The sequence below is a fragment of the Enterobacter cloacae complex sp. 402C9 genome, from assembly GCF_050030745.1.
GTDB lineage: Bacteria > Pseudomonadota > Gammaproteobacteria > Enterobacterales > Enterobacteriaceae > Enterobacter > Enterobacter intestinihominis.
Map to the genome: position 1 here is coordinate 3,335,179 of NZ_JBLGUW010000001.1, position 21,543 is coordinate 3,356,721.

Below are 21,543 nucleotides of genomic sequence, written 5' to 3' on the forward strand. Positions count from 1 at the left end.
TTTACATTATCTCCTTTATTTCTCCACGTTTGACCTGGGCCTTACCGCTAAAGTTAGGCGGGCAATAAACAATAATGACGTGCAGCAAAACGAGGTCACATTTTAATGGCGAATTTTTTCATCGATCGCCCCATTTTTGCCTGGGTGCTAGCAATCCTGTTGTGTCTGACGGGTGTCCTGGCGATTACTTCCCTTCCTGTTGAGCAATACCCCGACCTCGCCCCCCCTAACGTGCGTATCACGGCGAACTACCCTGGCGCCTCGGCACAGACGCTGGAAAATACCGTCACGCAGGTTATCGAGCAGAACATGACGGGTCTTGATAACCTGATGTACATGTCCTCGCAGAGCAGCGCCACGGGCCAGGCGACGGTAACCCTGAGCTTTACGGCGGGCACGGATCCGGACGAAGCGGTGCAGCAGGTGCAAAACCAGCTGCAATCGGCCCTGCGTAAACTGCCTCAGGCGGTGCAGAACCAGGGGGTGACCGTGCGTAAGACCGGTGACACCAATATTTTGACCATCGCGTTTGTTTCAACCGATGGCTCGATGGATAAGCAGGACATCGCGGACTACGTCGCCAGTAATATTCAGGACCCGCTCAGCCGTATCAACGGCGTGGGTGATATCGACGCCTACGGCTCGCAGTATTCCATGCGTATCTGGCTGGATCCCAACAAGCTGAACAGCGTGCAGATGACCGCCAAAGATGTCACCGACGCCATCGAATCGCAGAACGCTCAGATTGCCGTGGGGCAGCTCGGTGGTACGCCGTCCGTGGATAACCAGGCGCTTAACGCCACCATCAACTCCCAGTCGCTGCTCCAGACGCCTGAACAGTTCCGCAATATTACTCTGCGCGTGAATCAGGATGGTTCCGAAGTGCGTCTGGGGGATGTCGCCACAGTGGAAATGGGGGCGGAAAAATATGACTACCTGAGTCGCTTTAACGGCAATGCCGCGTCCGGCCTGGGGGTGAAACTGGCCTCCGGTGCCAACGAAATGGCGACCGCGCAGCGGGTATTAGAGCGTCTGGATGAGCTGTCGCATTACTTCCCGCACGGACTGGAGTACAAAGTCGCCTACGAAACCACCTCATTCGTAAAAGCCTCCATCGAAGATGTGGTGAAAACCCTGCTCGAAGCTATCGCGCTGGTGTTCCTCGTGATGTACCTGTTCCTGCAAAACTTCCGCGCCACGCTGATCCCCACCATTGCGGTGCCGGTGGTGTTGCTGGGAACCTTTGCGGTGCTGTATGCCTTCGGTTACAGCATCAACACCCTGACCATGTTTGCCATGGTGCTGGCCATCGGCCTGCTGGTAGATGATGCCATCGTGGTGGTGGAAAACGTCGAGCGCATCATGAGCGAGGAAGGGCTTTCGCCCCGCGAGGCCACGCGTAAATCGATGGGGCAAATTCAGGGTGCGCTGGTCGGTATCGCCATGGTGCTGTCGGCGGTATTTATCCCGATGGCGTTTTTTGGCGGCACTACGGGCGCGATTTATCGCCAGTTCTCGATCACCATCGTCTCTGCGATGGTGCTCTCCGTACTGGTGGCGATGATCCTTACCCCTGCTCTGTGCTCGACGCTGCTCAAACCGCTGCATAAGGGCGAACACCACGGTCAAAAAGGCTTCTTCGGCTGGTTTAACCGCATGTTTAACCGAAATGCGGCGCGCTATGAAGCGGGCGTGGGTAAAGTACTGCACCGCAGCGTGCGCTGGATGGTGGTTTATGTCCTGCTGCTCGGCGGCATGGTCTTATTATTCATGCGGCTGCCAACCTCGTTCCTGCCGCTGGAAGATCGCGGCATGTTTATCACCTCCGTACAGTTACCGAGCGGCTCGACCCAGCAGCAGACCCTGAAAGTGGTGCAGAAGGTTGAGAACTACTTCCATACTCAGGAGAAGGATAACGTGGTCTCCGTCTTCTCCACCGTCGGCTCTGGCCCTGGCGGTAACGGGCAGAACGTGGCGCGTATGTTTGTGCGCCTGAAAGACTGGGACCAGCGCGACAGCGATAGCGGCTCCTCCTTTGCCATCATTGAACGTGCAACTAAAGCGTTCAACAAAATCAAGGAAGCGCGCGTTTTCGCCAGCAGCCCGCCCGCTATCAGTGGCCTGGGCAGCTCAGCCGGATTTGATATGGAGCTTCAGGATCACGCGGGTGCCGGGCATGACGCGTTGATGGCAGCTCGCGATAAACTGCTCGAGCTGGCCGGGAAAGATCCGCAGCTTACCCGCGTTCGTCATAACGGTCTGGATGACAGCCCTCAGCTACAGGTGGATATTGACCAGCGTAAAGCGCAGGCGCTGGGCGTCTCCATCGACGACATTAACGACACCCTGCAAACGGCATGGGGCTCAAGCTACGTGAATGACTTTATGGATCGCGGTCGCGTGAAAAAGGTCTACGTTCAGTCTGCTGCCAAATACCGCATGCTGCCGGACGATATCAACCGCTGGTATGTGCGCAATAACACCGGCGGCATGGTGCCGTTCTCGGCGTTTGCGACGTCACGCTGGGAGACCGGTTCGCCGCGTCTGGAGCGTTACAACGGCTATTCGGCGCTGGAGATTGTCGGTGAAGCCGCGCCTGGCGTCAGTACCGGTACCGCAATGGACATTATGGAAAAACTGGTTCAGCAGTTACCGACCGGCTTTGGCCTGGAGTGGACGGCGATGTCCTACCAGGAACGGCTTTCCGGCGCGCAGGCGCCTGCCCTGTATGCCCTGTCGCTGCTGGTGGTGTTCCTCTGCCTGGCGGCGCTGTATGAAAGCTGGTCAGTGCCGTTCTCGGTAATGCTGGTGGTGCCTCTCGGGGTCATCGGCGCGCTGCTGGCAACCTGGATGCGTGGCCTGGAAAACGATGTCTACTTCCAGGTCGGACTCCTCACCGTAATCGGATTGTCGGCGAAAAACGCCATTCTGATCGTCGAATTTGCCAATGAGATGAATGCCAAAGGTCACGAACTGATGGCCGCCACGCTGCACGCCTGTCGTCAGCGCCTGCGCCCGATCCTGATGACTTCTCTGGCGTTTGTATTTGGCGTCCTGCCGATGGCCACCAGCTCCGGCGCAGGCTCCAGCAGCCAGCACGCGGTGGGAACGGGCGTTATGGGGGGAATGATTTCCGCGACGATTCTGGCTATCTATTTCGTACCGCTGTTCTTTGTGCTGATACGCCGTCGTTTCCCGCTGAAGGATAAGCCGGAATAACCCGTTGAAATAAAAAAAGGCGGCTTTACAGGCCGCCTTTTTATTGTGTGATTCTTTCACACTATGGTTATTTTAGTTAATTAAGTGCTCTTGCATTTCTTACCGGAAATTCATTTACGAAGCATGCCTTCGATAAAATCTTTCCAGTTCCCCAGTTCATGTTCAATCATAACAACCTCTCTTATTATTATGTGCATTCTACGAAAACGTATCATCATTGTGAAGTCACTTTAACCGATTGCTGTGATTGAGCCCCGCTGTGCTAGTAGGTTTAGGATCACTATGAGCGTTGCCGGGTAAATTTTATGTGACCCACAGCAATATTTTGAAATAGTCAGAAAAATGACAGCATTTTTAATTTCCCCCTGAGTTTATTGGCAATTTATACAGAGTGGACAACTATGCTTAAAAGATGGAACACTATTCAGCGTACAGCTGTTCGTTGAATTATGGAGAATTGTAAATCACGAAAAATTCCGAATATGTTATATTCCACTTAAGGATATATCTTCGAAAATATTGAACATTTAACCCACACAAGAACAAAAGGATTCACTATGGTTGTGATGTACGGCATTAAGAATTGCGATACGATTAAAAAAGCCCGCCGCTGGCTGGAAGCACACAACATCGACTATCGCTTCCATGATTACCGTGCCGACGGGCTTGACCCTGCGTTTCTCCATTCCGCCATCAATGAACTGGGCTGGGAAGCGCTGCTGAACACCCGCGGGACCACCTGGCGAAAACTGGATGAATCTCTCCGGGCCACGATCAACAACGCCGACAGCGCAGCCAAACTGATGCTTGAAATGCCGGCAATCATCAAACGCCCATTGCTCTGCAAGCCAGGTCAGCCTATGCTGCTGGGTTTCAGTGAAACCCTTTATTCAGATTTATTCGTTGAGGTGTAGTCTATGTCATGCCCGGTCATTGAGCTGACTCAGCAGCTTATTCGCCGTCCTTCCCTTAGCCCGGACGACGCAGGTTGTCAGGCATTAATGATTGAGCGCCTGCGTGCCATCGGTTTTACCGTCGAGCACATGGATTTTGGCGATACGCAGAACTTCTGGGCATGGCGCGGTCAGGGGGAGACGCTGGCGTTTGCCGGACATACCGACGTAGTTCCCGCAGGCGACGCAGACCGCTGGATCAACCCGCCTTTTGAGCCAACCATCCGCGACGGCATGCTTTTCGGACGCGGCGCTGCGGATATGAAAGGTTCCCTGGCTGCGATGGTCGTGGCGGCAGAGCGTTTCGTCGCCCAGCATCCGAACCATAAAAACCGTCTTGCGTTTTTGATTACCTCCGATGAAGAAGCCAGCGCCCACAACGGCACCGTGAAGGTCGTTGAGGCGCTGATGGCGCGCAATGAACGTCTGGACTACTGTCTGGTGGGCGAACCGTCCAGTACCGAAGTGGTGGGCGATGTGGTGAAAAATGGCCGCCGTGGATCCCTGACCTGCAATTTGACCATTCATGGCGTGCAGGGCCACGTTGCCTATCCGCACCTGGCGGATAACCCGGTACACCGCGCCGCGCCGATGCTGAACGAACTGGTGGGCATTGAATGGGATAAAGGCAACGAATTTTTCCCGCCAACCAGCATGCAAATAGCCAACATCAAGGCCGGCACCGGCAGCAACAACGTCATTCCCGGCGATCTCTTCGTCCAGTTTAACTTCCGCTTCAGCACCGAACTGACCGACGAGATGATAAAAGCGCGCGTGATTGCGCTGCTCGAAAAATACCAGCTGCGCTATACCCTCGACTGGTGGCTGTCTGGCCAGCCGTTCCTGACGCAGCGCGGTAAACTGGTGGATGCGGTAGTGAACGCCATTGCGCACTATAATGAAATTAAGCCACAGCTGCTGACAACGGGCGGCACATCTGACGGACGCTTTATTGCCCGCATGGGCGCACAGGTTGTCGAACTGGGTCCGGTTAACGCGACGATTCACAAAATCAATGAATGCGTGAACGCTGCCGATTTACAACTGCTGGCCCGCATGTATCAACGTATTATGGAGCAGCTCGTCGCCTGACGGGTGCTTAAAGAGGATTAGCGAATGGACTGGCTTTCAAAGTACTGGTGGATTCTGGTGTTGGTATTTCTGGTAGGCGTGCTGCTTAACGTGATTAAAGATCTCAAGCGCGTTGACCACAAAAAGTTCCTTGCCAACAAACCGGATCTTCCGCCGCACCGTGATTTTAACGACAAGTGGGATGATGAAGACGACTGGCCGAAGAAGGACCAGAAGAAGTAATCGCTTTGTTTCCCCTCTCCCTAGGGAGAGGGGAAACCTCACATAAACTCGACGATATCATCGTCATTCGGCTTACCGCCGCTGAGCGCTTCATCAAAGTAGTGCTTCGGTACGGTATAACGCAGATGATCGAGCGCGAACTGCATGCTGCGATCGTCAATGGCATGCCCCAGATCGTCCACGATATCCAGCGTCACATCCCCGCCTTCACGCATCAGCGCGTCCTGGGCCGCAACCGCATGCGAAAGCTCAATTACCCGGTCTTCACCCCCATGAATGAGATGGATCGTGGTCTGCGTGGTCGCGCTTTGCGGTAACGTCGCAAAACGCCCATTGAAGGCAATCACGCGGGACACCAGTCCGGGCTGCGCTTTTACGCTTTCCAGCGACATGATTGAGCCCTGAGAGAAGCCAATCAGCGCTGTTGCATTGGCACCTACGCCGCTCTGCTGCTGCCAGTAACGCACGGTATTGATAAAGGCTGGCATAACGGCATCAATACGTGCCTGACGATTTTCCTCCGTCACGCCCTCGACGGAAAACCACTGCCGCCCGTCCGGACCGCAGGGCTCCACGCCGCCGATACTGACGATCAGCGCGTGTGGGAAAACGGGTGCAAACCAGCTGCCAATCTGTCCCATATTGACGGCATTGTCGCCCACGCCATGAAACAGAAGCAGTAGCTGTTTAGCAGGTGTATCCGGGCTTTGCACAACAAAATGGTCATGTTTCATGGCGATCTCCTTAATTGTTAAGCAGGATTTTACGCCTCTGCGGGGTAATGACCATGCCACTTTACTGAAGAAGTCATTGAAAAAATTGCCATTGCAAAATGTCGGCTTTCAGCCGCTGGCTACGAGAGTAATCAAGCCTTTCAAGCGCGTGAGCGGTTTCCTCGCGTAGCTTCGCCAGCAACGCTTTGCGCCCGAAATCGTGCGTATTCCCTTCCATTTTCCCACGCAGCGCCGGGAGCGGCATATCCACGGCTAACAACAATCGCGTTAGCGCCGCAACCGAGGTTGAAAACGCCCGGTGCGCAAAGGCAAACCCCGCCAGCTCCAGCCAGTCGTCACTGTTAAGGGTAGCTTCCCATGCATCCATCACCGGGATCTTTTCGCCATTCCAGGCCGACAGGACGCGCATATCACGACATAAACGCTGATGCGCCTCTTCGCAGAGCTGATGCCCCGCCTCGCTCAGCGGCAGCAACGCCATCGCCGTATAGCACCCGCTGCTGGCCTCCCGGTGGCTGCCCATTCGCACCAGCACAAACCCGCACTGCCGCCAGAAACGCCACAGCTCGTCGGTATAGCCAAAGCTGACCGAGAGATAATCTTCTCCGCTGGCACTGCGGATCAGCCCCTGGCCGATGCCTTCCCGCTGGCGATGAGGATGAACCGCAATACGGCTGACGCGTCGGCCTTTCAGCGTCGCCGCGAGAGGCGATCCGCCGTGCGCCGCCAGCGACTGTGCCACCAGATTTCCACGCGGCCGACGAAATCCCGCCCACACCGCGCGACTAAGCTCTGGGGATAAGCCGCCCTCCTCCACCAGCCAGAGAGCACCGGCGAGGGTTGAGTCGGTTTCAGCAACGGTAAAATGCTGTCCCGGCGCGTCCATCATCCGGCGTAAATCGAGGGGGGACGTCCGGTAGTGCGCGGCACACAGCAGTTCATACACGCCTGCCCCGCGCGCCGGATCGCTCTCCCACACCCCGGGCTCCAGCGACGTTAAACTTACCTCCCCTGCCGGTTTGCGATCGATAAGCGCATCGTCGAACAGCAGCGCGTTCGCCACGATTCGCTCAAGAGGACATCCGGCAGCCCAGCGTACAGGAGTTGATAAGGTATATCGCCGCAGACCGCTGAACCGGGCGCAGAACTTCAGCAGGAATCCCCTGCCCGTGCCTTCATAACCCTGCACCGTAGTGGTCAACAACACGCGGGGAAAGCGCATCGTCAGTTTCTCGAGCAGCGGGCCGGGGATGGCGGCCGCCTCATCGACAATCAGCCAGTCAGCTTCTGTTGTGGAGGCCAGCAGCGCATCCGGGGCCATAAAGTGAAAATGTTCCCCGGCGAAACGCGCGATGACATCCGTCGCCCCTTTTGCCGGTGCGGTCACTACAGCACTACCCTGAATGCCGTTGAGCAACATGCCCGCCAGGGCGGACTTTCCTCGTCCGCGCGGGGCCGTCACGGCAGCCACTCCAGCAGGCATGGTCAGAAGCGCGTCGAGGATCTCAGCCTGCTCGCGCTGCGGTTCACCGCTGGCGGGCTGCCAGGCGGGTAAATCTGGCGCAACGGGAAGGCACAGCGGACGATGTTGATGCCAGACGATAGCATCTGAATCGGCGGCCAGCGTCCGGCAAAAATGGTAAACAAAGTGCGGGGTGGCGATCGGCTCGGCGCTGTCGCTCCAGCGTAGAGAATCCGCGTCGGGCCTGTTAGCCCAGACGGAGAACGGCGGCACCAGCAGCACCAGAAGGCTTCCGGCGCGCAGGGTCCCGCTGAGGGCGGCGAAGGCCGAGACGTCAAACCCGCGACGCGCGTCAAAAACGGCGTGCAGATATTCACGTCCCAGCAGGCCGCTGATGGCCTTAGAGGGGTTTTCCTCCAGCCACAGCCAGTCTCCTGGTAACGTATCGCGCAGGATGGTCGCCTGGCTCAACGTCCACGCTTCATCGCCGCTAAGCACCACCAGCCGGCGGTGCCCGGTACGCTGAAGCTGGTTAACCAGCTGTTCAACCCCTAACATCACATAGCTTTGCCGAAGGTATTACACTGCGACGGGTTGCCGCTGTCAAAGCCACGCTTAAACCAGCTGTAGCGCTGCTCTGAGGTGCCATGGGTAAAGCTGTCCGGCACAACGCGCCCCTGGCTTTGCTGCTGCAAGCGATCGTCACCAATCGCCTGTGCGGCATTCAGGGCCTCTTCCAGATCGCCTGTTTCCAGCACGCCCTGCTGCTGCATGCTGTGTCCCCAGACGCCAGCGAAGCAGTCGGCCTGAAGCTCCATGCGTACGGAGAGATGATTCACCTCCGCCTGAGACGCATTCTGCTGCATCTGACGCACTTTAGGTTCAATGCCGAGGAGCTTCTGCACATGGTGGCCGACTTCATGCGCGATCACGTAGCCCTGGGCAAAATCGCCGTCGGCGCCCAGCTTGCTTTTCATGTCGTCATAGAAGGAGAGATCGATATAGACGGTGCTGTCCGCCGGGCAGTAGAACGGCCCCATAACGGACTGCCCGGTGCCGCAGCCCGTGCGGGTTGCTCCCCGGTACATCACCAGTTTTGGCGGCTGATAAGTCCGCCCCATTTTCTCGAACTGCTGACCCCAGGTATCTTCGGTCGTCGCGAGAATAACGGAAGTAAATTTCGCCGCTTCATCTTCATTCGGGCTGATGGAGCGCTGAGAATACTGCTGCTGTTGCCCGGTTTCACCGGTCATCAAACCGGTCAGGTCGACACCGTAGTAGCCCGCTACCAGCACGACGACCAGCAGAATAATACCGCCCTTGCCGCTGGGTAACCGGAAACCTGGCCCGCCCATAGACGGACCACCGCCACCACTGCTGCGTCTGTCTTCTACGTTGTCACTTTCACGACGCCCTTGCCAGCGCATAAACACCTCGAACTATTCCATTTATAATAGCTATGATCGTAGGCGGTTAATGAAAGGATTACCATAGTAAACAAGGATAAGACGCCAAAGGATGCCAACATCCTTTGGCAAATGCGCAGTTTAGTCGAGCTTAACGCCTAAACGGTGAGCAACCGCTTCGTACGCTTCGACCACGCCACCCAGACTCTGGCGGAAACGGTCTTTGTCCATTTTATCCAGCGTCTCTTTGTCCCACAGGCGGCTGCCGTCAGGAGAGAACTCGTCGCCCAGCACCACTTCGCCTTTGTACAGACCGAACTCCAGCTTGAAGTCGACCAGGATCAGGCCCGCGTCATCAAACAGCTTTTTCAGCACGTCGTTGGCTTTGTAGGTCAGTTCCTGCATGCGCGCCAGGTTCTCTTTGCTTACCCAGCCGAAGGTTTCACAGTAGGATTCGTTGACCATCGGGTCATGCATGGCGTCGTTTTTCAGGAACAGATCGAACAGCGGTGGATTCAGTTCGATACCCTCTTCAATGCCCAGACGCTTCACCAGGGAGCCTGCGGCACGGTTACGGATCACGCACTCAACCGGCACCATATCCAGTTTTTTTACCAGACATTCCGTATCGGACAACAACGCTTCCATCTGAGTCGGGATACCGGCTTCGGCCAGTTTGGTCATAATGAAGTGGTTGAACTTGTTGTTCACCATGCCCTTACGATCGAACTGCTCAATGCGTGCGCCGTCTCCTGCTGACGTATCATTGCGGAATTCGAGCACCAACAGATCCGGGTTTTCCGTGCTGTATACGGTTTTCGCTTTGCCACGATACAACTCAGCTTGCTTCTGCATCTTCATTACTCCTGGTGTGATGATTTGTATTCAAAACTGGCCATATTATGCCACGCACACGTTTGCGTGGCACGAAAATAAAAAGGGCTGGATTAACCAGCCCTCACTATTATTTGCTGAATGCGGCCTGGAAGGCAGCGACCAGCGCATCGTTCTGCGCCTGGGTCAGCGTGTGTCCTTTCGGATCGATAAACTGCAGGCTGCTGCGGTTATCGAGGTCGCCGACCTGGATTTTGTAGTCACCGGAAGGCAGCTGTGGATCGCTTGCCCCCAGCTCCTGCCAGGCACTTTCAGACAGCGGCTTATAGGTCGCTGTGATGCTGCCCGTTGAACGGGTGCTGTCGGTCACCTTCATGCCCACTTTTTCCAGCGTGGCTGGCAGACGCTGCCAGGTCTGGTTAAACGGCGCACGCACCACCAGCATTGGCAGGCCGGTATCGTCTGCACCGCTCTGCACGTCAAACGTTGAGCCGTTACGGTTCTGCGCGGCGTTTGCGGCATCAGCAGCGTTCTTATCCAGACCCGCTGCAATCACGTTCAGCATTTCGGTACTGTAGCGCTGCATGGCGGACGGATCGGCAACCGGTTTACCTGCCTGCTCAAGATTCAACAGCTTAACGGTAACCGCCTGCTGATAACCCTGCGGCTTAACGGAGACTTGATAACGACCACGATACTGCTGGTCTTCATCGAGACGGTTCCACTCAATCCAGTCGGTGGTTAAGGTCTGGCTGGCGTCGTCGCGTTTATCAATCGTATAGTTTTTCGACTGAATGACGCTCACAACCTGCGGCCACAGCGTGGTACCGCGTGCGCTTTCCACCAGCAGAGAAGCTGTATCACCGGTGAACTGCGTGCGCGCGCCACTCACCAGCGCCAGAGGCTGAGCTGGCGGACGAATATCGAGCGCTTTACCCACCAGGCCGCTGCCGTTGGTAACCGGAATATTATAATCACCGTTCTGGATCGGCAGGATCATGCCGGCAGGCGCGTGAAGTTCAGCAAGCGGCGGCGCATCCAGATAGGATTCATCACCGCTCACCTGGCGCTTGTAGCGCGAGTCTGAACTACAGGCAGCGAGGAGCATAACAAGCGAAACACCCGCAACCTTGGCCAGGCGCGACTTCTGTACTGAATAAGCCATCAAATCTCCCTAAACTTTACAGCAAACCGGCATGCTTCAGCGCGCCAGCGACAATTTCACGACCATGGTCGGTAATCGGTGTCATTGGCAGACGCAGCGTGTCGGTTGCTACAAGCCCCAACTCCTTACATGCCCATTTCACTGGGATCGGATTGGGTTCGACAAATAATTTATTATGCAACGGCATCAGACGCTGATTAATCACGCGAGCTTCATCAAAGTGACCGGCTGCGGCCAGTTTGCACATGTCAGCCATATCACGCGCCGCCACGTTCGCCGTCACGGAAATAACGCCGTTACCACCGAGCTGCATAAAGTCCAGTGCGGTCGCATCATCACCGCTCAACAGGATAAAGTCGTCTGAAACCAGCTCTTTGATCTGATGAACGCGGCTTAAGTTCCCTGTCGCCTCTTTAATCCCGATAATATTTTTTACTTTCGAGAGACGGCCAACGGTTTCCGGCAGCATATCGCAACCGGTACGGGACGGCACATTATACAGAATTTGTGGCAAGTCAGTATGTTCAGCGATGGCTTTGAAATGCTGGAACAAACCTTCCTGAGTTGGGCGGTTGTAGTAAGGGGTCACCGTCAGACAGCCAACAATGCCGCTGTCGTTAAAACGCTGAGTCAGGCTAATGGCCTCTGCCGTTGCGTTTGCGCCCGTACCCGCGATGACCGGAATACGCCCGTCCGCCAGTTCCAGGGTCAGCATCACAACATCGCCGTGCTCTTCGTGGCTCAGCGTGGCGGATTCACCGGTAGTCCCTACCGAAACGATCGCCGAGGTTCCATTGGCGACATGGTAATCAATGAGCTTCTTCATGCTTGACCGGCAGACATTACCTTTTTCATCCATCGGTGTAACAAGCGCGACAATACTTCCCGTGAACATGAGCCATCCTCTGTGCGAACAAGAGCCTCAATGTTACGTTTGGAACTGTAATAAAAGCAAGCGACCTGAGGCTCTCAGGCGGTTGTATGCATGTTTTTTTTATGCTTTCCTTAGGAAGACTTAACCACGCAAAGGAAGAACAGGTTTGACAACCTCATCACAACATTACCTGGTTATCACTGCGCTGGGTGCTGACAGGCCGGGTATCGTGAATACCATCACTCGCCACGTGAGCAGCTGCGGCTGCAATATCGAAGACAGCCGGCTGGCTATGCTTGGCGAAGAGTTCACGTTCATCATGCTGCTTTCCGGAACATGGAATGCCATTACCCTCATCGAATCTACCCTGCCGCTGAAAGGCGCAGAGCTGGATTTACTGATTGTGATGAAGCGCACCACCGCGCGCCCGCGTCCGGCTCTGCCTGCCACAGTCTGGGTACAGGTTGAAGTGCCTGATTCACCTCATCTGATTGAACGTTTTACGGCGCTGTTTGACAGCCATCAGATGAACATTGCCGAACTGGTTTCCCGCACGCAGCCTGGCGATGAAAACGCCATCCCGACGCTGTTTATTCAAATTACCGCCCACAGCCCTGCCTCGCAGGATGCGTCAAATATCGAGCAAGCGTTCAAAGCCCTCTGTACAGAATTACACGCGCAAGGCAGTATAAGCGTCGTCGATTATTCGCAGCACGAACAGGATGGAGTTGAGTAATGAACCCACTGAAAGCCGGTGATATCGCACCGAAATTTAGCTTACCGGATCAAGACGGCGAGCAAGTAAATTTGACCGACTTCCAGGGACAGCGTGTTCTGGTCTATTTCTACCCGAAAGCCATGACCCCGGGCTGTACCGTACAGGCCTGCGGTTTACGCGACAACATGGATGAGTTGAAAAAGGTCGGTGTGGAAGTGCTGGGCATCAGCACCGATAAACCAGAGAAGCTGTCACGTTTTGCGGAAAAAGAGCTGCTGAACTTCACGCTGCTTTCCGATGAAGACCACCAGGTTTGCGAGCAGTTTGGCGTCTGGGGTGAGAAGTCCTTTATGGGCAAAACGTACGACGGTATTCACCGCATCAGCTTCCTGATTGACGCTGACGGTAAAGTTGAGCACGTGTTTGATGATTTCAAAACCAGCAACCACCACGACGTGGTGTTGAACTGGCTGAAACAAAGCGCCTGATAAACAGCAAAACGGCAACCCAGGTTGCCGTTTTTAGTGTTTGCCCCCTCTCCCCGTGGGCTGAGGGTTCCCCACAAATTAATGCGAGCACTGAGCAATCCCCTCGCCCCTCCGGGGAGAGGGTTAGGGTGAGGGGAACATACGGCGGTGGTGGTCATTCCGTTCACTTTATGTTCCTTGCTACTCTGTAACGACATGACCGGTGAACGTGCCAGGGTGGCTCAGTCGCCACCACCCTGGCGACCCGGGCTCCCGGCGGTAAATCGCCGCTTCGCGGTGCCCTCGGCTTATTCCTTCCGGCTTATCGGGTACGGGCGGAGGCAACGTCCCTGTAAAGCCGCCCTCTCGGCGCATCCCTGCGCCTCGCCCCGGCCTGCAGGAAACGCCTCAGCGATTTACAGCCGGACCAGGGCATCGCTGACAGCCCTCAGTCATTTAGAAAGCAACTTTATTGCTTATGCATAAAGAAATTACTGGGGATCCCTCAGCCCTTTGGGAGAGGGTTGGGGTGAGGGCATCAGCCCGCACTAAATCTACTTCTCTTCCACCGCCGGCACATCCGGCCACGCGTGGACCACGGCTTTAATCAGCGTCGCCAGCGGAATGGCGAAGAACACGCCCCAGAATCCCCACAGCCCGCCGAAAATCACCACTGACAGGATAATCACCAGCGGATGCAGGTTAACTGCTTCTGAGAACAGCACCGGTACCAGCAGGTTCCCGTCCAGTCCCTGAATAATCAGGTATACTGCGAAACAGCTCCAGAACTCCGTACCCAGACCAAACTGGAACAGCGCCACACCGACTACCGGAATGGTCACAACAAACGCGCCGATATACGGGATCAGAACCGAGAATCCGACCAGCACCGCCAGCAGCAGCGAGTAGTTCAGCCCGAAAATCACGAAGCCAATCCAGGTCGCCACGCCCACCACAATCATCTCCAGCACTTTGCCGCGAATGTAGTTGGTGATTTGCTGGTTCATCTCCTGCCAGACCTGTCCTGCGAGACCGCGATTGCGCGGCAGCACGCGGCGCACCGCATTCAGCATCTGCTCTTTATCTTTGACCAGGAAAAACACCATTAGCGGCACGAGAACAAGGTAAACCGCCAGCGTCAGCAACCCCACCAGCGAGGCCAGAGAGTATTTCACCACCGAGTCACCCATGGTCATGATGCGGGCGCGCATGTTTTCGGCCATCGCATCGATGATCCCGGCGTCCATCAGCGCAGGATAGCGGCGCGGCAGCGTGGCGGCAAAATCAGACAGTTTATTCAGCATGCCGGGCATGTCGCGGATCAGGTAGATCCCCTGTTGCCAGGCGATGGGCATCACCACGAAGGACATCAGCAGCAGAATGCCGACAAACAGCACCAGGACAATGCTGGTCGCCCAGCGACGGGAACAGCCGATATGTTCCAGACGCGCGGTGGGCCACTCCAGCAGATACGCCAGCACAATTGCCACCAGAAGCGGTGCCAACAGGCCACTAAAGAAGAACAGGATACCGAATCCGGCAACCAGAATGACCAGCAAAGCAATGGCTTCCGGATCGCTAAACCGACGCCGATACCACTGCATTAACATTTCGAGCATACAACCCTTCCCTGAATCGAATGGCGGGAGTGAGACGGTGAATTGTATCTAACTGTCACAAAAAAGACTTTCCTTTTTGTTTCACTGTCAGGTTTCGCAAAACCCTGATGAATGGGATTTTCTTCATCTCTTAACACGGCTACACTCGCAGAGCAGCGGAGATGAACGTTATGCGGGTTCATCGGTCAAATTAGCACATCCAACATACAGGACAGTGGTTATGTTCAGGCAGTTGAGAAAAACACTGGTTGCGACACTGATTGCCGCCGTGACGGTGGGTCAGGTGTTGCCCGCTTTCGCTGACTCGTCCGATTCATTGCCGGACATGGGCACCACGGCAGGAAGCACGCTCTCCATCGGGCAGGAGATGCAGATGGGTGATTATTACGTACGCCAGCTGCGCGGCAGTGCTCCGCTGATTAACGACCCTTTGCTGGTGCAGTACATCAACGGTCTGGGGATGCGACTGGTGGCGCACGCAGACTCGGTAAAAACGCCCTTCCACTTCTATTTAATCAATAACGACGAAATCAACGCCTTCGCCTTCTTTGGCGGGAACGTGGTGCTGCATTCGGCGTTGTTCCGTTATTCCGATAACGAAAGCCAGCTGGCGTCCGTCATGGCGCACGAAATTTCGCACGTCACCCAGCGCCATCTGGCGCGTGCGATGGAAGATCAGAAGCGTAACGCCCCCCTGACCTGGGTGGGCGCGCTGGGCTCTATTCTGCTGGCGATGGCCAGCCCGCAGGCCGGGATGGCGGCGCTTACCGGGACGCTGGCGGGAACGCGTCAGGGGATGATCAGCTTTACCCAGCAGAACGAGCAGGAAGCAGACCGCATCGGCATTCAGGTTTTACAGCGTTCCGGCTTTGACCCGCAGGCCATGCCGAGCTTCCTGGAAAAACTGCTCGACCAGGCACGCTACTCGTCGCGCCCGCCTGAAATTCTGTTGACCCACCCGTTGCCGGAAAGCCGTCTCTCGGATGCGCGTAACCGTGCTAACCAGATGCGTCCGGTCGTCGTGCAGTCCTCGCAGGATTTCTACATGGCCAAAGTGAGAACGCTTGGCATGTACAACTCCGGACGTAATCAGCTCACCAGCGATCTGCTGGACGCGCTGGCGAAAGGCAACGTGCGCGAGAAGAACGCCGCGCAGTATGGCCAGGCACTCCAGGCGATGGAAGCAAGCAAGTACGATGAAGCGCGTAAAGCGCTACAGCCGCTGCTGGCGTCGGCGCCGGACAACCCGTGGTATCTCGACCTCGCCACCGATATCGATCTGGGGCAGAAAAAAGCGACCGATGCGATCAACCGTCTGAAAGGGGCGAAAGACATTCGCAACAATCCGGTATTGCAGCTTAACCTGGCGAACGCCTACCTACAGGGCGGCCAGCCCGGCGAGGCGGTGACCATTCTGAACCGCTACACCTTTAACAATAAAGATGACCAGAACGGCTGGGAGCTGCTCGCCCAGGCCCAGGGACAACTGGGTAACCGCGATCAGGAGCTGGCCGCGCGTGCGGAAGGTCTGGCGCTGGCGGGCCGTCTCGATCAGGCCATTTCCCTGCTGAGCAGCGCCAGCTCACAGGTGAAGCTTGGCAGCCTGCAACAGGCCCGCTACGATGCGCGAATCGACCAGCTGCGCGGCCTGCAACAACGCTTTAAGCCGTACGAGAAGATGTAATAAAGGAGAAGTCATGACAGACGCGGTAAAAATTTACCATAACCCTCGCTGCTCCAAGAGCCGCGAGACGCTGAATCTGCTGAAGTCTAACGGCATCGAGCCGGAAGTGGTGTTGTATCTGGAGACGCCCCCGGACGCGCAGACGATCCGCCAGCTGCTGAAGATGCTGAACATGGGCAGCGCACGCGAGCTGATGCGTCAGAAAGAAGATCTGTATAAATCGCTCAATCTGAACGATACCAGTCTCACTGAAGATCGGCTGATTCAGGCGATGGTCGACAATCCTAAGCTGATTGAGCGCCCGATTGTCGTGGCGAACGGCAAGGCGCGTATCGGCCGTCCACCGGAAGACGTACTCGGGATCGTCTAATCGTTACGCCGCAGCGCTTCCAGAAACGCCTGCGGCGTACTCTCCCCCAGCTTTTTCTGCGCTTTTCCCCGGTTGAAAAATTCACACAACTGGATCAACAGTTCTCCCGCCGGTTCACTATTCACGCGCGGAATGATCTCACGTAACGGCACGGCGACCTGAAGGGCAAGATAATACTGTGAATGCACTTTTACGATGACGTTAAGCTCCGGCAAGTTCACTTCTAGCCCAAAAGTCTCAATAGATTGAATATCAGCCGGACAGGCAGCCAGCACCTCGTTCGTCCAGCGGGTCAGCAACTGCGGCGAGACACCGGCATAAAGCCGGGCGTAGCACCAGCCGCTGACGGGTTCACGCGCCCAGAGCAGGTGTTGCTCCCCACCGTCGTCCATATGCAGCGATAGCGGCTGATGATGCAGAAGTAGCTTCTGCGGCATGATACCGGCCTTCAGCGCCTTTTTGCCCTGCAACGACGCCCCCTTTTGTCTTACCGAAGCCGGTTTGAGGTAGCGGTTCAGGGTCGCGCGGGAAACGGCGATCCCGAGTCCGTCATTCACCAGCAGCAGCAGTTCATCCAGCGGTGCCCCAGTGATATCCCGCAGGGCATTTATCAGTGCCGCCTGCTCTTGTCTCAATGCTTTGTGTATCACTTTTGGCGTTGTGTGGTTATCCGAAACCTGGTCGCGGTTGCGCCAGCGCCTGACGGTGGTGACCGAGATCCCCAGTTCAACAGCTAGCTCTCTGTCGCTTTTATCTGACTGCTGAAGATAGCGACGGATACGCGGTGTGGTGGTGGCGTTAGCATGCAGTTTGATTTCCATCGCGTCTCTCTCCAAAACTAATCTTATGAGATTTATAGTAGAGCAGCGAATGCTTTGTGACCGATTTCACCTTTCGCTCGCCGCGCTTCACTGATAATCCACAGACATAACATAAACAACACCTCTCAATCTTGTACGGAGTTCACAATGAACAATGTTCTGGGATTTCTTGAAGCAAAACTGATGCCGCTGGCGGCGAAAACGGCCCAGCAGCGTCATCTTGGGGCCATTCGTGGGGCCTACGTTTCATTCATGCCGTTTATCATCGTCGGCTCCATCCTGCTGGTGATCTCCTCCTTCCCGAATCAGGCCTATCAGCAGTTTATGTCTCAGGCCTTTGGTGAGAGCTGGAGTGCGATTATAGAGATTCCATTCAACGCGGTATTCTCAACCATGTCGCTGTTTATCAGCTTCCTGGTGGCCTACCGCCTGGCTGAGCACTATGGCGAGGACCGCATCTCCTGCGGCATCCTGGCGCTGGTCGCCTTCCTGATCCTGACGCCCTTTATCAAAGTGGCGGAAAACGGCGGCATTACCGTGATGCCGGTGGAGTGGATTGGCAGCAAAGGGTTGTTTGTGGCGATGATCGGTTCCCTGCTGTGGACGGAACTGTTCTGCTGGCTGAAGCGCAAAAAGCTGGTCATCAAAATGCCGGACGGCGTACCACCGGCGGTACAGGAGTCGTTCGCGGCGCTGATCCCGGCCCTGCTGGTGATGATTCTGGTGCTTATTATCCGCATCATCTTCGAAAACACCCACTACCACACCATCCACCAGTTTATTTATGAAGTGGTTGCCACCCCGGTGCGCCACTACGGTACCTCTTATTTCGGTGCGCTGATGACCGTATTCAGTATCACCATTCTGTGGTCAGTGGGCATTAACTCCGGTTCGATGATCAACGGCATTATTCGCCCGCTGTGGATGGAAAACCAGACCGACAACATCGCCGCGATTCAGGCGGGAACGACGCCGCCGAACATCATCACCGAACAGTTTTTTGACATGATCTGGATGGGCGGCGCGGGCGCCACGCTGTCGCTGGTGATAGCGATGCTGATTTTCGCCCGCAGCAAAAACATGCGAGAGGTGGCGCGCCTCGGTGCGGGTGCCTCGGTGTTTAACATCAACGAACCGATCCTGTTTGGCCTGCCGGTGATCATGAACCCGATCATGCTCATCCCGTTTAATCTGGTGCCGCTGGTGCTGGTCACCGTGCAGTATGCGGCGATGAAAATTGGCGCGGTCGCCGTCACCACCGGGGTGTTTATTCCCTGGACCCTGCCGCCGGTTATCAGCGGCTTTATCGTCACCGGGCACCTGAGCGGCAGCGTGATGCAGCTGATCAACCTGCTGATTGGCGCCATGCTGTACCTGCCTTTTATGCGTATCCTGGATAAACAGTACCGCGCCGCGGAGCTGACTATTGCTACACAACCCGACACCACCCTTGCAAAACAGGAGTAAAGCATGTGGGGAATTATCGCAACCTGGCGAATGGCACTTGAAGGGGTAACGGAATCCGCGTCTGCCCTGGCGGCGGGAAAACCGGTCGCTTCGGCGGTGGTCGATGCCATCGCTGCCGTGGAAGACTTTCCGCTGTATAAATCCGTCGGCTACGGTGGCCTGCCGACCGAAAACGGCGAGGTGGAGCTGGACGCGGCCTATATGGACGGCGACACGCTGGCGTTCGGCGCCGTGGGGAATCTGGTGGATATCGCCAACCCGGTGCGCGTGGCGCACGCGCTCAGCCGTCAACGCTATAACAGCCTGCTGGTCGGCCAGGGCGCGCGCGAATGGGCGCTGAGCCAGGGCTTTGCCGACAAAACCATGCTCACGGATCGCGCCATGCAGCACTACCGCAAGCGCTGCCGCGAAACGCTGGATAAGGGGTTAAGCCCCTACGACGGACATGACACCGTCGGCATCATTGGCCTTGATAAACAGGGTTCGATGAGCGTCGCCACCTCCACCAGTGGCCTGTTTATGAAAAAACGTGGTCGCCTCGGTGACTCACCCATCATCGGCTCCGGCTTTTACTGCGACAGCGAAACCGGCGCGGCCACCGCCACAGGCGTCGGTGAAGACCTGATGAAGGGCTGTACCAGCTACGAAATCGTTCGCCGGATGGCGCAAGGGATGACGCCGCAGCAGGCGGCGGATTCAGTCGTATTCGAACTGGAAGACAAGCTGATGTCGCGCTTCGGTCGCGCGGGCGATCTCTCCGTGGTGTGCATGAACAACCAGGGCGAATTTGGCGCCGCGACTAACATAAAAACCTTCTCGTTCGTGGTGGCGACGGCTCGCCAGCCCCTCACCGTTTTTCGTACTGAACGCCTGCGGGAGAAAACGCACTATCACGCGGTAGATGAGGAGTGGATGCAGGCCTATGCCGCACGGATCCGCGCGCCGATTGAGGAATCATGATGATCACTTACCAGTTTATCAACGCGCTTTCAGACGCGAAGCCGAACAGCCATTTGATTGCGCGCGCTGACAGTTCCCTGTTACCGGAAAGCGCTCTTGTCGCTGAAATGCGCCAGCAGAGCACCGTCGCGGACGCTCGCTTTGGCTGCGCGCCGTTTGCGCGCATTACTCTGTTGCCGGACGCGCTATGGCATGACGCCCTGACCGAAGGGTTGCTCACCGCCCTGCGACCGCTGCTTACCGCCCCCGCCAGCGCCGAACTCGTGCTGGACGTGACGGATATCGACGATGTGGTGCTGGCGCAGGTGCTGCGTTTTCTCTTTAATCAGGCGCACAGGCTCAGTGACCTGAAGCTGAAGAAGACGAACGAAGCGGTGCGTCTTACCTGCATCACTGCCCTCTGCCTGCCGGAACAGCAGGCGAAGCTGGAGACGACCTTCCGCCAGCAGCAGGCCATTGCGCTCGGCATGATCGCGGCGCGACGTCTGGCGGATATGCCGTCCGACCGCTGCACGCCGCAGTTTGTGGTGGAAGAGGCGCAAAAACTGTGTGCCGCCAGCACTGCCCTGCGCTGCGAGGTGCTGAACGAAAAAGATATTGCTGAGCAGGGTCTTGGACTGCTGCACGCCGTTGGCAAAGGGGCGACCTGCCCGCCGCGTCTGCTGGCTATTCATTATGATGGTGCCAACGACGGCCCGATGCGCTGCTACGTGGGAAAAGGCATTACCTTTGACACCGGCGGCCTGTGGCTGAAGGAAGGCGCGGGCATGTACACCATGAAATATGACATGTGCGGCGCGGCCAACGTACTGGGGCTGATGCTGACCGTTGCAGAGCTGAAATTACCCGTGCGCATCATGGGCGTGCTGGCGCTGGCGGAAAACGCCATCGGCCCCGACGCCATGCAGCCCGGCACGGTGGCAACAGCCTGTAACGGCACCACCGTTGAAATCAATAATACCGATGCCGAGGGCCGGCTGGTGCTGGCTGACGCCATTGCCTGGGCCAGCCAGCGGTACCCGCAGGCCCGCTACATCATTGATATGGCGACTTTGACGGGCGCAGTGGTGAAAGCGCTGGGGTATGAGCTGAGCGGGCTGATGACCCAGGATGAACCGCTGCGCGCCGCGTTGACGCAGGCAGGTAAACGGAGCGGTGACGAGGTGTGGTCTCTGCCGCTGGACGCACGGCTGAAAAAGCAGACCGACAGCGCGATTGCCGATCTGTGCAATACGCCGACTAACAATGCGGCGATAAGCGCCTCGGCGGCGTGGCTGCTGCATCACTTCTGTCCGCCGGCGATCCCATGGGCACATCTGGATATCAGCGGGACGGCGCTGTGGCGTGAGAACGGCAGAAGCGTGGCGTCGGGAAGACCGATTCCGCTGCTGGTTGAGCACCTGATGGGGGATCTTTAGCCCGGTGGCGCTGCGCTTACCGGGCCTACGGGTGCCATATGTAGGCCGGGTAAGGCGC

The 21,543-nt window shown here is 56.6% G+C and carries 20 protein-coding genes; 11 read left to right on the forward strand and 9 right to left on the reverse strand.

Annotated features, from left to right (window positions below):
• The first annotated feature begins 105 nt into the window (after positions 1-105).
• Positions 106-3,219, forward strand: a complete 3,114-nt coding sequence (acrD, locus tag ACQG1K_RS15925; RefSeq protein ID WP_367075093.1) for a multidrug efflux RND transporter permease AcrD — start codon at positions 106-108, stop codon at positions 3,217-3,219.
• A 110-nt stretch (positions 3,220-3,329) separates the two neighbouring features.
• Here the strand turns inward: acrD and ypfM are convergent, their stop codons facing one another.
• Positions 3,330-3,389 (reverse strand): protein YpfM, encoded by a 60-nt coding sequence (ypfM, locus tag ACQG1K_RS15930; protein ID WP_100181659.1) that lies wholly within the window; start codon positions 3,387-3,389, stop codon positions 3,330-3,332.
• 387 nt (positions 3,390-3,776) lie between these two features.
• Here ypfM and ACQG1K_RS15935 point away from each other — a divergent pair, with 387 nt between their 5' ends.
• Genes ACQG1K_RS15935 through ACQG1K_RS15945 form a run of 3 tightly spaced genes read left to right on the forward strand, consistent with a single transcriptional unit; the run spans position 3,777 to position 5,486 of the window.
• Positions 3,777-4,133, forward strand: a complete 357-nt coding sequence (locus ACQG1K_RS15935) for an ArsC family reductase (protein ID WP_045309148.1) — start codon at positions 3,777-3,779, stop codon at positions 4,131-4,133.
• Between the two features lie 3 nt (positions 4,134-4,136).
• Positions 4,137-5,264: a succinyl-diaminopimelate desuccinylase gene (dapE, locus tag ACQG1K_RS15940; protein WP_017383496.1), complete on the forward strand. Its 1,128-nt coding sequence runs from the start codon at positions 4,137-4,139 to the stop codon at positions 5,262-5,264.
• A gap of 24 nt (positions 5,265-5,288) precedes the next feature.
• A complete protein-coding gene (locus ACQG1K_RS15945; RefSeq protein WP_000383991.1) occupies positions 5,289-5,486 on the forward strand; it encodes a YpfN family protein in 198 nt (65 codons plus the stop codon).
• 38 nt (positions 5,487-5,524) lie between these two features.
• Here the strand turns inward: ACQG1K_RS15945 and ypfH are convergent, their stop codons facing one another.
• The 6 genes from ypfH to dapA all read right to left on the reverse strand — a co-directional run bounded on the left by ypfH (position 5,525) and on the right by dapA (position 11,982).
• Positions 5,525-6,220, reverse strand: a complete 696-nt coding sequence (gene ypfH / locus ACQG1K_RS15950) for an esterase (protein ID WP_038416485.1) — start codon at positions 6,218-6,220, stop codon at positions 5,525-5,527.
• A 73-nt stretch (positions 6,221-6,293) separates the two neighbouring features.
• Complete coding sequence (locus tag ACQG1K_RS15955; RefSeq protein ID WP_063849929.1) at positions 6,294-8,240, reverse strand: tRNA(Met) cytidine acetyltransferase TmcA; 1,947 nt, start codon at positions 8,238-8,240, stop codon at positions 6,294-6,296.
• Positions 8,240-9,109 (reverse strand): KPN_02809 family neutral zinc metallopeptidase, encoded by an 870-nt coding sequence (gene ypfJ, locus ACQG1K_RS15960; protein ID WP_022648970.1) that lies wholly within the window; start codon positions 9,107-9,109, stop codon positions 8,240-8,242. Before ypfJ ends, ACQG1K_RS15955 begins: the two co-directional genes overlap by 1 nt.
• Before the next feature lie 120 nt (positions 9,110-9,229).
• Positions 9,230-9,943: a phosphoribosylaminoimidazolesuccinocarboxamide synthase gene (purC, locus tag ACQG1K_RS15965; RefSeq protein WP_001171626.1), complete on the reverse strand. Its 714-nt coding sequence runs from the start codon at positions 9,941-9,943 to the stop codon at positions 9,230-9,232.
• Between the two features lie 109 nt (positions 9,944-10,052).
• Positions 10,053-11,087 carry an outer membrane protein assembly factor BamC gene (gene bamC / locus ACQG1K_RS15970; protein WP_022648971.1) on the reverse strand — a complete coding sequence of 345 codons (1,035 nt, stop codon included), beginning with the start codon at positions 11,085-11,087 and terminating at the stop codon, positions 10,053-10,055.
• 16 nt (positions 11,088-11,103) lie between these two features.
• Entirely contained in the window at positions 11,104-11,982 is an 879-nt protein-coding gene (gene dapA / locus ACQG1K_RS15975) for a 4-hydroxy-tetrahydrodipicolinate synthase (RefSeq protein ID WP_003860542.1), read from the reverse strand.
• A gap of 145 nt (positions 11,983-12,127) precedes the next feature.
• Here dapA and ACQG1K_RS15980 point away from each other — a divergent pair, with 145 nt between their 5' ends.
• Both ACQG1K_RS15980 and bcp read left to right on the forward strand, forming a co-directional pair.
• Positions 12,128-12,697 carry a glycine cleavage system transcriptional repressor gene (locus ACQG1K_RS15980; protein WP_000213743.1) on the forward strand — a complete coding sequence of 190 codons (570 nt, stop codon included), beginning with the start codon at positions 12,128-12,130 and terminating at the stop codon, positions 12,695-12,697.
• Positions 12,697-13,167 carry a thioredoxin-dependent thiol peroxidase gene (bcp, locus tag ACQG1K_RS15985; protein ID WP_022648972.1) on the forward strand — a complete coding sequence of 157 codons (471 nt, stop codon included), beginning with the start codon at positions 12,697-12,699 and terminating at the stop codon, positions 13,165-13,167. Before ACQG1K_RS15980 ends, bcp begins: the two co-directional genes overlap by 1 nt.
• A 533-nt stretch (positions 13,168-13,700) precedes the next feature.
• Here the strand turns inward: bcp and ACQG1K_RS15990 are convergent.
• The gene (locus tag ACQG1K_RS15990) at positions 13,701-14,765 is read right to left on the reverse strand and encodes an AI-2E family transporter (RefSeq protein WP_003860546.1); all 1,065 of its coding nucleotides are present in this window, start codon (positions 14,763-14,765) and stop codon (positions 13,701-13,703) included.
• A 220-nt stretch (positions 14,766-14,985) separates the two neighbouring features.
• Here ACQG1K_RS15990 and bepA point away from each other — a divergent pair, with 220 nt between their 5' ends.
• Complete coding sequence (gene bepA / locus ACQG1K_RS15995; RefSeq protein ID WP_003860547.1) at positions 14,986-16,449, forward strand: beta-barrel assembly-enhancing protease; 1,464 nt, start codon at positions 14,986-14,988, stop codon at positions 16,447-16,449.
• Between the two features lie 13 nt (positions 16,450-16,462).
• Positions 16,463-16,819 (forward strand): arsenate reductase (glutaredoxin), encoded by a 357-nt coding sequence (arsC, locus tag ACQG1K_RS16000; protein WP_046619005.1) that lies wholly within the window; start codon positions 16,463-16,465, stop codon positions 16,817-16,819.
• On the opposite strand, the gene ACQG1K_RS16005 is transcribed toward arsC, so the two are convergent.
• A complete protein-coding gene (locus ACQG1K_RS16005; protein WP_046619004.1) occupies positions 16,816-17,640 on the reverse strand; it encodes a homeodomain-like domain protein in 825 nt (274 codons plus the stop codon). The genes arsC and ACQG1K_RS16005 overlap by 4 nt on opposite strands.
• A 147-nt stretch (positions 17,641-17,787) precedes the next feature.
• Here ACQG1K_RS16005 and celB point away from each other — a divergent pair, with 147 nt between their 5' ends.
• The 3 genes from celB to ACQG1K_RS16020 are packed head-to-tail and all read left to right on the forward strand — an operon-like array spanning position 17,788 to position 21,485.
• Positions 17,788-19,107 (forward strand): PTS cellobiose transporter subunit IIC, encoded by a 1,320-nt coding sequence (celB, locus tag ACQG1K_RS16010; RefSeq protein WP_367075100.1) that lies wholly within the window; start codon positions 17,788-17,790, stop codon positions 19,105-19,107.
• A gap of 3 nt (positions 19,108-19,110) precedes the next feature.
• A complete protein-coding gene (locus ACQG1K_RS16015; protein ID WP_367075102.1) occupies positions 19,111-20,067 on the forward strand; it encodes a N(4)-(beta-N-acetylglucosaminyl)-L-asparaginase in 957 nt (318 codons plus the stop codon).
• Complete coding sequence (locus ACQG1K_RS16020; RefSeq protein ID WP_367075139.1) at positions 20,067-21,485, forward strand: leucyl aminopeptidase family protein; 1,419 nt, start codon at positions 20,067-20,069, stop codon at positions 21,483-21,485. The genes ACQG1K_RS16015 and ACQG1K_RS16020 overlap by 1 nt, the downstream gene beginning before the upstream one ends.
• Positions 21,486-21,543: the final 58 nt, after the last annotated feature.